We start from the raw sequence: 12,022 nt of genomic DNA, 5'->3' as shown, positions 1-12,022 counted from the left end.
CGTTGACAAGAAACGGGACGTGTGTTAATCTGGGCTAAATTCTAGTCAACCTAAATTCGAGGATTTATGAAAACCCTCTCATTATCCGAGGCAAAGACGAAGTTAAGCGGCCTCGTCGCGTCGGTCAGCGAAACCGACGAAGAGATCGTGATCACAAAGAACGGTCGGCCGGCGGCGGTTTTGGTCAGTCCGGATGAATTCGAAAGCTGGAAAGAGACGATGGCGATTCGCTCCGATTCGTCGCTGATGAATGAGATCCAACAAGGGCTCAAGGGGTTGAAGCAGCGGAAGGCGAAGCTTTACACGCTTGAGGAATTATTCAAGTAACTCTCTCTCCCCCCTCATTTATCGATGTCGCCCCCTCTCTACAAACTTCGGGTTCCTGATTCCCTTGCCGCGCTTGTTCGAGGGATGCATCCGCATCTCAAGCGAAAGGTGAAAGCGGCTTTGAAGGCGATTTTGTTGGAGCCTCACTCCGGAAAGGCACTCAAAGGAGAGCTGCTCGGATTACGAAGTTTCCGGGTCGGCCGCTTCAGAATCATCTATCGAGTTTCAGATCGAAAAGAGATTCAACTTGTAGCGATTGGTCCCCGCGAGTCCATTTACGAGCAAACCTACCAGACTTTGAAGAAAGAGAGCTGATCCGTGACCGCCGAATACAGTCACCCCACCCCCACCCCCGCTGCCATCGCCTGGACGATCCGGATGATCGGCGTCGGATAGGTCCCCAGCCAGATCAGCAATCCAACCAATACAACGATCAGCCCGCGCCCTAAAAGTGAAATCGATACGGTCGGCGCCGCTTCCGGCGCTCTGCTCGCGAAGAGCGCGACGATCACGCGTAGGTAGTAAAAGACGCTGATCCCGCTCGTAACGACCAGAATGAAAACCAACGTCCACAACGCCGAGGAGGCTCCCGCCGCGACGAGGTAGAATTTTCCAACGAAGCCGGCCGTCAGCGGCAGTCCCGCCAGGGAGAGGAGCATCGCGATGAAAATCCCCGCCAAAAGAGGGTTGCGCCAGAAAAGGCCGCGGTAATCGTCGATATCATCGGCGTCGCGGTCCGGATGGGAGAGCAGGGTCACCACCCCGAACGCGCCCAACGTCGTCACAAAGTAGGTGACGAGATAGAAGGTGACCGTCTCGATCGCCAGCCGTCCCGCCGCCAGAAAAGCGACCAGAATATACCCCATCTGCGCGATCGAGGAGTAGGCGAGAATGCGCTTCACGTTGCTCTGAAGGAGGGCCAAAAAGTTTCCGGCGATCATGGAAGCGGCGGCGATCAGCGCAATGAGGAGAATGATCGGCCCGGTCCCCGGTTCCCCGGCGGCGGAGCTTGGAATGAGAGCGGCCGCTTGGAACGTCGGATTCAGTGCCCCTACTTGGGCGCGCAGCAGGAGGGCGAACATCGCTCCCTTCGAGACGGTCGCGATGAAGGCGGTGACCGGCGCGGGGGCTCCTTCATAGACGTCGGGGGTCCAGAGGTGAAACGGGACCAGGGAGAGCTTGAAGCCGACGCCGGTTAGGATCATCACCGCTCCCGACAAAATCAGGATCGTCTCCATCGGTTGATCTCCGGCCAGCAGCGATGCGATCCGGCGAAACGACATCGTGCCGAGCGCCGCGTAGATCAGCGCCATCCCGAAGAGGAGAAAGGCGCTCGAGACGGCGGCGAGGATCAAATATTTGATTCCGGCTTCGAGCGGCCGTTTTCGATCGGGGAGGTAGGCATTCATCGCGAAGAGGGGGATGCTGAGCGTCTCCAGCCCGAGAAAGAACGAAGCGAAATGGCTGCTCGACGCCAGGACCGCCGCCCCGAGGGTCGCCACCAGGAGGAGAACATAGAACTCTTCGCGGCGTCCCTCTTTTTTTTCGAAGTAATCGTAGGAGAAAAGGGCCACGGCGGCGGCCGCTGCGACGATCAGGCCGATGTAGAAGAGAGCGTACCGGTCGACCAGAAGAAGCGGCGTGACCGGGCGGGGGGCGACCCGGAGGCTGATGAAGAGCGAGAAGAAGGCGGCGGTCAGCCCCAGGATCGTCAGCCCGACCGTCCAGCGGTGGCTCCGGACGACGGCGATCAGGAGCATGACGGCCACGGAGGTCGCGGTAATGATTAAGAACGGGAGGAGCGCGGTGAAGTCGGCGGGCTGCATCATCCTCTCCCGAGAGCGACGGCGGTTTGACCGGCGGCCCGCTGGAGCCCCTCCATCGCCGTCTGAAACGTCTCGAAGACCGGTTGGGGATAGATTCCGAGCCACACGATGGTGAGAATCAGCGGGACAAGGATCAGGATCTCCCGCCTTCCGAGATCGGGGAGGGTCCAGCCGTTGCGGTTCGGCCCGTGGAAGACCTTCTGAACCAGGCGCATTCCGTAGAAGGTGCCGACCAAAATCCCGACCGCAGCCCAGACGGTCAGCGCCACGCTGACCCGGTAGGTCCCGAGCAGCACCAAGACCTCGGCGATAAAGTTCCCGAGGCCCGGAAGACCGATCGCCGCCATCGTGAAGAGAAAGCCGACCCCGCTCCACCGCGGCATCGTCGACCAGAGCCCTCCCATCCGGTCGATCTCGCGGGTATGGGTCCGCTCCTGAATTTGCCCGACCAAAATAAAGAGGGCCCCGGTGCTGATGCCGTGCGCGAGCATCTCCATCACCGCCCCCTGAATTCCCAATTCGTTCCAGGCGAAGACGCCGAGGAGGACGAAACCGAGATGGCTGACGCTGGTGTAGGCGACGAGCCGCTTGAGGTCGGTTTGCGAGAAGGCGAGAAACGCGCCGTAGATGATCCCGATCACCGCCAGAACCATGATGTAAGGAGCAGCCTCGCGCGCGGCCTGCGGAAAAAGAGGGAAGATGAATCGAAGCAGGCCGTAGGCGCCGGTCTTCAGGAGGAGTCCCGCCAGGATGACGCTCCCCGCCGTCGGGGCCTCCGTATGGGCGTCCGGAAGCCAGGTATGAAAAGGGAACATTGGGAGCTTCACGGCGAAGGAGGCGAAAAACCCGAGCATGATCCAGCGGGCGGTCTCCGGCCGCATGGAAGTGCCGAGAAGCTCCTCATACGCGAAAGTATAATGGCCGGTGGTTCGGCCGTGGATCAGGTAGAGGGCGATGATGGCAATCAGCATCAACAGCCCGCCGATGTGGGTGAAGATGAAAAACTTGATGGCGGCGTAGATGCGGCGCTCATGCCCCCAGATCGCGATCAAGAAGGTCATCGGGATCAGCATCAGCTCCCAGGCGAAATAAAAGAGGAAGAGATCGACCGCGACGAAGACGCCGACGATCCCGGACAAGACCCAGAGGAGATTGAAGTGGAAAAATCCGACCCGCTCTTGAATCTCGCGCCACGAGGCGAGGACCGACAGAATGCCGAGGAAGAAGGTAAGGACGATCAGCAAAAGGCTCAAGCCGTCCATCGCAAGGTGAAACGTGATCCCGAACCGCGGAATCCAGGGAAGATTGATCTCTTCCAGCCAGGCGACCGGCCGATCGGCGGAGAAGGTCATCACCCGTCCGGCGTTTCGAACCCAGAGGACGATCGAGAGAATGAAGCCGAGCCCGACCGCGATGAGGGAGATCCATCGGGAGGTGTTTTTTCCGTCACGGCCAAACGCCCAGGCGAGCAGGCCGCCGATTAAAGGAATTAAAATAAGCCAAACCAGAATCATAGAAGCACCACCCATCCAAGAAAGAAGATCGTTCCCGCCGCCAGGCCGGCGGCATACCATCGAACGCGTCCCGTCTCCGTCCGGCGGAGCGTCTCATAGAAAAACGCGGCGAGCCGCGACAGGCCGGTGTAGATCGAGTCGATGAGATCGTGCCGATTTAATCGGGCCAAGACAAAAACCGGCCGGACCAGCCATCGATCGTAAAATTGATCGATCACGTCGCGCCGGGACGCTTCGGCCAGCAAGACATAAGGCCGGACGAAGAGCCGATCGTAAAGGAGGTCGAATCCCCAGCCGGCGGACCAAAATTGATAGAGCGCTCTCCCGACTGGGTTGCTCGCGAACGATTCCGCAAGCGACGGCCGCCGCAGGTAAAAGAGGTACGCAAGGAAAAGACCGAGCAGGGAGGCGGCCGTCACAAACGCTTCCGACCCGATTTCGGTCATCCCCCCCGCCGCGTGCAGGGCGCTTGCTTCGGTGTGCGGCAGGACGGTCTGGAGAAAATGCGTCAGGAGAAGGTTGTTCCCGAGCGCGGGGGGAAGATTGATGAACCCGCCGATGATCGACAGAATCCCGAGGACGACGAGCGGGATCCGGATCAGGAGGCCCGGCTCGCCGCCGGCCGGCGCTTTGCGCGGCGCGCTGAAGAAGGCGAGAAAGATCATCCGGAACGTATAGAGCGAGGTGAGGAAAGCGCCGGTCACCCCGGCCGCCCAAAGGGCGCTCCCGCCGAGCGCCCATGTTTCCCAGAGGATCTCCCCCTTGCTGTAGAAGCCGGCGGTGACGAGCGGAAGGCCGGCGAGCGACGCGCCGCCGATCAGAAAGACCCAGAAGGTGAACCGATGCGTCCGCCGCAGCCCTCCCATTTGAAAGAGGTTCTGATCGCCGTGGTATGCATGGATGACGACCCCGGCGGCCAAAAAGAGGAGCGCTTTGAAAAAGGCATGGGTCATCAGATGGAAGATCGCCGCCGACCAGGCGCCGACCCCCAGCGCCAGGAACATGTAGCCGATCTGGCTGATCGTCGAGTAGGCGAGGACCCGTTTTAGATCGGTCTGCGTGAGGGCGCTGAAAGAGGCGATCAAAAGTGTCGCCGCCCCGATCACTGCGACCGCCGTCAAGACCGGCGGGGCGAGGAGGAAGAGGGTGTGGGTCCGGGCGATCAGATAGACCCCCGCCGTCACCATCGTCGCCGCGTGGATCAGCGCGCTCGTCGGGGTGGGGCCGGCCATCGCATCGGGAAGCCAGACCTGGAGCGGCAGCTGGGCCGATTTCCCGACCGCGCCGCCGAGGATGAGGGCCGCCGCCCAGATCGCGAGCGGTGCGCCGATCGGCCACGTTTCGCCGGCGCGATCGAGGAGGGTCGTGATCTCCAGGCTCCCTAAATGGGTGAGGAGAAGCGCGAGCGCGATCATCAACGCCGTGTCGCCGATCCGGGTGAGGATGAACGCCTTTTGGGCCGCCCGGACGTTCTTCGGATCGGTATACCAGAAGCCGATCAAAAGAAAGCTGCAAAGCCCCACCCCTTCCCATCCGAGAAAAAGAAGGAGAAGATGATCGCCCAATACGAGAATCAGCATCGCGCCGACGAAGAGGTTCATGTAGGCGAAGAACCGGCTGTATCCCTCTTCAGGGGCCATATACTCGACGGAGTAGAGATGGATCAGGAAGCCGACAAAGGTGACGACCCCGATCATCACCAGCGAGAGAGGATCGAGAAGGAGGGCGACCGGCGCGCTCAGATCGCCGACATTCATCCAGGTCCAGAGGGTCTGGACATAGCGATGGTCGGGCGGCGGCGACGCGATGAAGTCGGCCGCGATCCCGAGCGTGATCAACGCCGAAAGCCCGATCGACCCGGCGCCGAAGACGGCGATGGTCTTTCGGGAGAAACGGGGCCCGAAGACCGCCAGGAGCAGGGCGCTGAAAAAAGGAATCGCGGGAATCAACCAGAGGAGCGATCGCATTTTATCCCCTCATCCGGCTTAAGAGATCGGCATCGAGCGATTTGTACTGATGGTGCATCCGCAGGACGAGCGCCAAGCCGACCGACACCTCGGCGGCCGCCAGCGCCAGGATGAAGAAGAACATCACCTGTCCGTCGGCCGCTCCCCAGCGCGCGCCGGCCACGATGAAGGCGAGCCCGGCGGCATTGAGCATCACCTCGGTCGACATCAGGATGAACAGAATATTACGGCGCACCAGTAGACCGATCAGTCCCAGCGCGAACAAAATCGCCGCCAGGAGGAGCCCCTCTTGCACGGGAATGGTTGACATTGGCTTTCTCCAGTTTTGGCCGGTGCCAGCCGAGATGATAGGCGGCGACCAGCGCCCCCATCAACAACACCGAGGTCAGCTCGACCCCGATCAGGTAAGGCCCGAAGAGGACCAGGCCGACCTCCTTCGGCCCGACGACCTCCGCCGCCGGGGCCGGAACCCCGGCGCGGGTAAGGAGGAGGATCACCTCTCCCAACAAGATCGCCGCCAGGATCGACGGTCCGATCCACATCGCCGGCCGCAGCCACGCCCGCTCCTGCGCGGCGGCGCGTCTACCTAAGTTCAACATCATCACGACGAAGATAAAGAGGACCATGATCGCCCCGGCATAAACAATCACCTCCAGCGCCGCCACGAAGGGGGCGCCGAGAATGTAAAAAATCACCGCCACCGCCAGAAACGAGACAATCAAATAGAGAAGGGCATGCACCGCGTTCAGACTCAGAATCATCAAGAGGGTGGCGGCCACTGCCACCGCGCCGGCCGTATAAAAGAATGTCTGCATGATCACTCCGTTTCTCTCGTTACGGCATCAAACTATGCACGTCGACCGGCGGCGACTCCCGCTCGGCTTCCCCTTTGTCCTTGCCGCCGATGCTGACGCCGGCGACTTTCCAATAGTTGTAGCCGTGGTATTTCCCCTCCCCGGCGATCATCAGGTCTTCTTTTTCGTAGACCATGTTCTGCCGGTCGTATTCACCCAGTTCGAATTCCGGGATCAGCTGGATCGCGTAGGTCGGGCAGGCCTCTTCGCAGTAGCCGCAGAAGATGCAGCGGGAGAAATTGATCCGGAAGAATTCCGGATAACGCCGGCCGGTCTCATCCTGCGTCGCCTGCAGCGCGATGCAATCGACCGGGCAGGCGACCGAGCAGAGATAACAGCCGACGCAGCGTTCGCCGCCGTCCGGATCGCGCGAGAGGATGATCCTTCCGCGGTATCGCGGCGAAAGAACCGCCTTTTCCTCCGGGTAGGGAATCGTGACCGGTTTCCGGAAGGTATGGAGAAAAACGTCCCAGATGGTTCGTAAGATGCTGAGCATAGGAGAGATATCCTTTCGTATCGTAGGGGAAGCACAGGGGCCTGCCCCTGCATTTTCATCCTCTAGCCACCACCACCGCGCCGGTGACCAATAAGTTAATTAACGAGAGGGGCAGCAGGATTTTCCACCCGAACGACATCAACTGATCGATCCGGGGCCGGGGGAGGGCGGCCCGGAGCAGGATGAAGAAGCCGAGGAAAAAAGATGTTTTCAGTAAAAACCAAATGATCGGCGGCAGAAACGGCCCGTGCCAGCCGCCGAAGAAGAGAACGGTGATCATCGCCGAGATCAGAATCATCCCGAGATACTCCCCGATGAAGAACATCCCGAATTTCATTCCCGAATATTCGGTGTGAAAGCCGGCGCCGAGCTCGGTCTCCGCCTCCGGCAGGTCGAACGGCAGGCGGTGCGTTTCGGCGACCCCGGCGATCAGAAAAAGAATAAATCCTAAAAATTGAGGGATGACGAACCAGAGCCCCCGTTGCGCCTCGACGATGTCGGTCAGACGGAATGAGCCGGCGAGGATCACCGTTCCGGTGATCGAGAGACCTAGGAAGACTTCGTAGCTGAGGAGCTGCGCCGCGGCGCGCAATCCGCCGAGGAGCGAATATTTGTTGTTCGACGACCATCCTCCCAGCACGATGCTGTAGACGGTCAGCGAGGTCATCCCGAGAAAGAAGAGAGCCGCGATGTTCAGATCGACCAGGACCAGTCCGGGGGCGAACGGGACGACGACGAACGCCATCAGAACGGCGACCATGATAATGGCCGGGGCGAGGACGAAGACCGGCTTGTCGGCGAAGGGGGGAATCCAATCCTCCTTCGTAAAGAGCTTGATCCCGTCGGCGATCGGCTGAAAACTTCCGAAGGGTCCGACCCGGTTCGGTCCCAACCGGTCCTGCCAGACGGCCAGAAGACGCCGCTCGATCCATGTGAGCCCGCCGGCGAGGCTGAGCATGATGAAGAGAAGCGCTAAGATGAAGATCCAAGTGTAAAGGGTCATGAGGCCATCCTCAACATTCTCCCCCCGGCGGCGGGACGAAGCCGGCCCCAGGCGGGAAGGGGAACCCCGACGAACGGCGGAATTCCGGCCGGGACCGCCGCCAACCCCTTCGGCAACGTTTCATCGATCCGGACCAGGAGGGGGTAGACCCGTCCGTCCCATTCGAGCTCGACCTCTCCGTCTTCCCCCTGTTCGATCTGGAGACGCTTTGCGTCGTCCGGACGGAGCGCGATGTAAGTAGACGGCGCCAACGACATGAGCGTCGGTGCAGAGCGGGTCAGCTCCTCCGAGCCGAAAAGATGGAACCGGGGGACGAGGAGCCATTGGTCGGTCCGGGCCGCGAAGGGGGCGGGGACTTTTCCAAAATAGGATTTCTCTTTTTTCTCCGGCGGCGCAATCAAACGGACGCCGAAGGGGGCATCGGGCAACTCTTCGCCGGCCTCCCCCTGGAGTTTGATGGTCGCCTGCTGATTCGAGTTCCAGCCGGGGGTCCAGGGAAGGGGGGTGAGCGAGGGGGGGCGCGGCCCCCAATATCCTTCCATCGAGAAGGCGAAGGGGGAGTCGGGATCTTCGGGCGGCTTCGGCTCATGGACATTTTCATTGGCGTGGATCGCCGTCCGACCGCTGAAGCGGAACGACTCGCGCGGAAGCTTCTGATCGGCGATCCGGAAGGAGGCCGGCGGGGCGGCATCGCGGGCCCCGGCCAACGTGGGGATCTCCCTTGCCAGGGTATCGAGCAGATCGTCAAGGCTCTGCCAGGCGGTCCCTTCTTCTCTTCCGGCCGCTGCGAGGCCGTCGCGCAGCCACCGCCAGCCTTCTTTAATCTCCCCTTTGGGGATAAACACTTTAAAGAACCGTTGTGCCCGCCCCTCGTTGTTGACCAACGTGCCGGTTGACTCCGCGTAGCTGCCGACCGGAAGCACCAACTCGGACCGGGACGAGGTCGAATGATGGAGCAGGTCAAGCGTGACCAGATGCGGGACGGCGCCGAGAAAGGCATCGACGGTCGCGCCGTCGGCGCGCCGGGTTAAGTCATTCTCCAGAAGCAACACCGTTTCCACTTCCCCGTTGCGGACTGCCTGGAATGCCTCGTCGAGGAGGCGGCCTCCCAACAATCCCAAACCGATGGTGTTGCTTTCCGGGATGGCAAAGGTAAGCCCCGCTTTCTTCCCGGCGGCGTAGAGGGCTGAGGCGATGTTTGCTGCGGCGCGGATGATTGTTTCACTATTCAGGCTCATCCCGGTGACCACCAGCGGTCGATCGGCCGCCATCAACGATCGGGCGATCCGATCGGCCAGCGCGACGAGCGACGGCGGAAGGTCGGGGACCGCAGGGGCGTTTGGGTCGACGGCGTGCGCAACCGCGGCGCCGAGCCGGGCCAGATCTTCGGGGGCGGCCCGATAAGTCTCCGTCGCAACCTCATCGAGCCGGGTCGCAGCCGGCGCGGCGATGAAGAGGGGGCTTTGCGGTTGGCCTTTGGTCGCGTCCCGGACGGCGGTGGCATTCCAGGAGGGGATCTTCAGCGCTTCGGCGGCGGTTATCTGCCGCTGGCGGACCGCCTGGCGAAGGCTTAACGCCATCCGCGGGGTCACATTCGTGACATCCTCTCCCAAAATAAAAATCGCATCGGCGCGCTCCATCTCGGCGAGCGAGGGGGTGTGGGCCGGGCCGGTTCGGAGAATGTCGAGGATGTTTCTCAGGAGACGAAATTGCTTGTCGGCCATGCCGGCGAAAAAGCGGTCCGGTCCTACGGCAGTTCGGAGGGCGAAGTTCGCCTCCAGCGAGGCGCGGGGGGAGCCGATCCCGATCACCCGGCCGTTCCGGAGCAATGTGCCGAGGTGTTGAACCGCCTCTCTCTTCGAAATCTGGATCGTCTTTCCTTCCCGGACCAAAAGCGGCTCCCGAATCCGCTGCGGGCTGTTGGCATGTTCATAACCGTAGCGCCCCCGGTCGCAGAGGAAGTAGCCGTTGACCTCCGGGTTGTACCGGTTGATGTTCCGCCGCAAGGTGCCGTAGCGCTCGCCGGGGGAGATGTTGCACCCCAATCCGCAATGGAAGCAGACCGAAGGGGCGCTCTCCAGGTCCCACTTGCGGACGTAATGGCGTCCGTAGGTCGCGTCTTTGAAGACGCCGGTCGGGCAGACTTCATCAAGGTTTCCGGAGAACTCGTTTTCCAAGACGCCGTCCTCCTTGCGGCCGAAGTAGACGGTGTTGCGCAGATGGAAAGGGTAGAGATCGCGGCCGCCGGCATAGTCCCGGTAGAAGCGGACGCAGCGGTAGCACTGAATGCAGCGGTTCATCTCATGTTCGAGCAGCGGGCCGAGGTACTGGTTCCGGAAGGTCCGCTTTCGGAAGCGGTAGCGGCGGGCGACATGGCCGGTCATCACCGTCATGTCCTGGAGATGGCACTCCCCCCCCTCGTCGCAGACGGGACAGTCGTGCGGATGGTTCAACATCAGCCCCTCGATCACCGAGGCGCGGAATGTTTTGGCCTCCGGATGAAGGATCGAGATCCGCGTTCCGTCACTTGCCGGGGTCATGCAAGCCATCACGATTTTGCCGTTTGTATCGTTCTCGTCTTTGAACGCTTTCACCGCGCACTGCCGGCAGGCGCCGATGGAGCCCATCGCGGGATGCCAGCAAAAGTATTCCAGATTCAATCCAAGTCCCAGCACGTTCTGAAGGACGTTCTGGGAGGGGTTGACCGGATAGGGCGTGTTGTCGATGTAAATCGTCGCCATTGACTCCTCTACCTTAACTTTTCCACGGGCAGCGTTTCTCTCTGATGTGCCGCTCGAAATCTTCTTGAAAATAGGTCAGCCCGCTTGCCAGCGGCTCCATCGCGCCGGGGGCGAGCGCGCAGAAGGTGTTCCCCGGGGCCATGAACTTCGTCTGCTGCCGCAAGATCTCCAGATCGCCCTCTTCCCCCTCCCCCCGCTCCATCGCCCCCAGGATCTGCTCCACCCAGGAGAGGCCGCTCCAGCAGGGGGTGCACCAGCCGCACGACTCCTGGGCGAAGAACTGCTCGATGTTCCACAACATGCCGACCGGGCAGGTCCGGTCGTCCAGGACGATCAGCGTCGCCGTGCCGAGGCGGCTTCCCGCCTTTTTGATTTCGTCGAAATCCATCGGGATGTCGAGGTGCGGCTCGGTGATGAACTCGGTGGAAGCCCCCCCCGGGATCGCCGCTCGAAACCGCAGGCCGTCGCGCATCCCCCCCGCATGCTCTTCCAGAATCTCCCGCGCGGTCGTCCCCATCGGCAGCTCCCAAAGACCGGGCCGTTTCACCTTTCCGCTCGCGCCGTAGAGCTTTGTCCCGGCGTCTTTGGTGCGGCTCAAGCTTTGGAACCAATCGGGACCGTTCTTCAGGATGTGGGGGACGTTGCAGAAGGTCTCGACGTTGTTGACGACCGTCGGCTTTCCCCACAGCCCGACCGTCTGAGGATAAGGGGGCTTGGCCCGCGGGTTGGCTCGCTTTCCCTCCAGGGCGTTGAGGAGCGCCGTCTCCTCGCCGCAGATATACCGGCCGGCGCTGACGTGGAGGATCATCTCCAGGTTGTATCCCGTCTCCAGGATGTTCTTGCCGAGGTAGCGATGCCTGTAGGCGTCGGCGATCGCTTTCGATAAACGGACGGCGGCCTCCCGGTACGCCCAGCGGAGAAAAATATAGGCGGCGTCGGCCTCCACCGCATAAGCGGCAATGATCATCCCTTCGATCATTTGATGCGGGTCCCCTTCCAGAAGAAACCGGTCTTTGAACGCCCCCGGCTCCATCTCATCGGCGTTGGCGACGACATATTTCGGGTGGGGAGCGTCTTTGCCTCGCGGGACCAGGCTCCACTTCACCCCGGTCGGGAAGCCGGCGCCGCCGCGGCCCCGAAGGCCGGAGCGCTTGACCGTCTCGAGGACCTCCTCCGGCGACATCCGGAGCGCCTTTCTCAATCCCTGATAGCCGCCGGCCCGTTCGTAGGCGGCGAGGTCGATCGCGGTCCCGTCTGTGCGAATGTTTTGCGTGAGCGGTTTTTCCAATACGGG

11 protein-coding genes are annotated in these 12,022 nt (G+C 61.6%); 2 read left to right on the top strand and 9 right to left on the bottom strand.

Features of this window, described 5'->3' with window-relative positions; all coding sequences use genetic code 11:
• Window positions 1-66: 66 nt before the first annotated feature.
• Both MNODULE_RS10840 and MNODULE_RS25445 read left to right on the top strand, forming a co-directional pair.
• The gene (locus MNODULE_RS10840) at window positions 67-327 is read left to right on the top strand and encodes a type II toxin-antitoxin system Phd/YefM family antitoxin (protein WP_168059651.1); all 261 of its coding nucleotides are present in this window, start codon (window positions 67-69) and stop codon (window positions 325-327) included.
• A 24-nt stretch (window positions 328-351) separates the two neighbouring features.
• Window positions 352-642 (top strand): type II toxin-antitoxin system RelE family toxin, encoded by a 291-nt coding sequence (locus MNODULE_RS25445; protein ID WP_422666753.1) that lies wholly within the window; start codon window positions 352-354, stop codon window positions 640-642.
• Between the two features lie 20 nt (window positions 643-662).
• Here MNODULE_RS25445 and MNODULE_RS10830 read toward each other — a convergent pair whose 3' ends face one another.
• From MNODULE_RS10830 to nuoF, 9 genes are read right to left on the bottom strand one after another with little or no spacing between them, the layout of a single operon-like run.
• Window positions 663-2,153: an NADH-quinone oxidoreductase subunit N gene (locus MNODULE_RS10830; protein ID WP_168061117.1), complete on the bottom strand. Its 1,491-nt coding sequence runs from the start codon at window positions 2,151-2,153 to the stop codon at window positions 663-665.
• Entirely contained in the window at window positions 2,153-3,667 is a 1,515-nt protein-coding gene (nuoM, locus tag MNODULE_RS10825; RefSeq protein ID WP_168059647.1) for an NADH-quinone oxidoreductase subunit M, read from the bottom strand. Before nuoM ends, MNODULE_RS10830 begins: the two co-directional genes overlap by 1 nt.
• Window positions 3,664-5,634: an NADH-quinone oxidoreductase subunit L gene (nuoL, locus tag MNODULE_RS10820; protein WP_168059645.1), complete on the bottom strand. Its 1,971-nt coding sequence runs from the start codon at window positions 5,632-5,634 to the stop codon at window positions 3,664-3,666. The genes nuoM and nuoL overlap by 4 nt, the downstream gene beginning before the upstream one ends.
• 1 nt (window position 5,635) lies before the next feature.
• Window positions 5,636-5,944 (bottom strand): NADH-quinone oxidoreductase subunit NuoK, encoded by a 309-nt coding sequence (gene nuoK / locus MNODULE_RS10815; RefSeq protein WP_168059643.1) that lies wholly within the window; start codon window positions 5,942-5,944, stop codon window positions 5,636-5,638.
• Window positions 5,859-6,449: an NADH-quinone oxidoreductase subunit J gene (gene nuoJ, locus MNODULE_RS10810; protein WP_168059641.1), complete on the bottom strand. Its 591-nt coding sequence runs from the start codon at window positions 6,447-6,449 to the stop codon at window positions 5,859-5,861. The genes nuoK and nuoJ overlap by 86 nt, the downstream gene beginning before the upstream one ends.
• Before the next feature lie 19 nt (window positions 6,450-6,468).
• Window positions 6,469-6,984, bottom strand: a complete 516-nt coding sequence (nuoI, locus tag MNODULE_RS10805; protein WP_168059639.1) for an NADH-quinone oxidoreductase subunit NuoI — start codon at window positions 6,982-6,984, stop codon at window positions 6,469-6,471.
• 55 nt (window positions 6,985-7,039) lie between these two features.
• Window positions 7,040-7,987, bottom strand: coding sequence for an NADH-quinone oxidoreductase subunit NuoH (gene nuoH, locus MNODULE_RS10800; RefSeq protein ID WP_168059637.1), 948 nt, complete (start codon window positions 7,985-7,987; stop codon window positions 7,040-7,042).
• On the bottom strand, window positions 7,984-10,728 hold the full coding sequence (gene nuoG / locus MNODULE_RS10795) for an NADH-quinone oxidoreductase subunit NuoG (RefSeq protein WP_168059635.1): 2,745 nt from the start codon (window positions 10,726-10,728) through the stop codon (window positions 7,984-7,986). The genes nuoH and nuoG overlap by 4 nt, the downstream gene beginning before the upstream one ends.
• Before the next feature lie 13 nt (window positions 10,729-10,741).
• Window positions 10,742-12,016: an NADH-quinone oxidoreductase subunit NuoF gene (gene nuoF / locus MNODULE_RS10790; RefSeq protein ID WP_181071052.1), complete on the bottom strand. Its 1,275-nt coding sequence runs from the start codon at window positions 12,014-12,016 to the stop codon at window positions 10,742-10,744.
• Window positions 12,017-12,022 lie beyond the last annotated feature (6 nt).

The sequence above is a fragment of the Candidatus Manganitrophus noduliformans genome, from assembly GCF_012184425.1.
GTDB lineage: Bacteria > Nitrospirota > Nitrospiria > SBBL01 > Manganitrophaceae > Manganitrophus > Manganitrophus noduliformans.
The sequence above is the reverse complement of the archived record's forward strand: the minus strand, read 5'-3'. Positions and strand labels throughout refer to the sequence as shown.

What these genes read in the sequence shown, in the direction of transcription:
- MNODULE_RS10840 (WP_168059651.1), top strand. Translation starts at nt 67, where the DNA reads ATGAAAACCCTCTCATTATCCGAGGCAAAGACGAAGTTAAGCGGCCTC.
- MNODULE_RS25445 (WP_422666753.1), top strand. Translation starts at nt 352, where the DNA reads ATGTCGCCCCCTCTCTACAAACTTCGGGTTCCTGATTCCCTTGCCGCG.
- MNODULE_RS10830 (WP_168061117.1), bottom strand. Translation starts at nt 2,153, where the DNA reads ATGCAGCCCGCCGACTTCACCGCGCTCCTCCCGTTCTTAATCATTACC.
- nuoM (WP_168059647.1), bottom strand. Translation starts at nt 3,667, where the DNA reads ATGATTCTGGTTTGGCTTATTTTAATTCCTTTAATCGGCGGCCTGCTC.
- nuoL (WP_168059645.1), bottom strand. Translation starts at nt 5,634, where the DNA reads ATGCGATCGCTCCTCTGGTTGATTCCCGCGATTCCTTTTTTCAGCGCC.
- nuoK (WP_168059643.1), bottom strand. Translation starts at nt 5,944, where the DNA reads ATGTCAACCATTCCCGTGCAAGAGGGGCTCCTCCTGGCGGCGATTTTG.
- nuoJ (WP_168059641.1), bottom strand. Translation starts at nt 6,449, where the DNA reads ATGCAGACATTCTTTTATACGGCCGGCGCGGTGGCAGTGGCCGCCACC.
- nuoI (WP_168059639.1), bottom strand. Translation starts at nt 6,984, where the DNA reads ATGCTCAGCATCTTACGAACCATCTGGGACGTTTTTCTCCATACCTTC.
- nuoH (WP_168059637.1), bottom strand. Translation starts at nt 7,987, where the DNA reads ATGACCCTTTACACTTGGATCTTCATCTTAGCGCTTCTCTTCATCATG.
- nuoG (WP_168059635.1), bottom strand. Translation starts at nt 10,728, where the DNA reads ATGGCGACGATTTACATCGACAACACGCCCTATCCGGTCAACCCCTCC.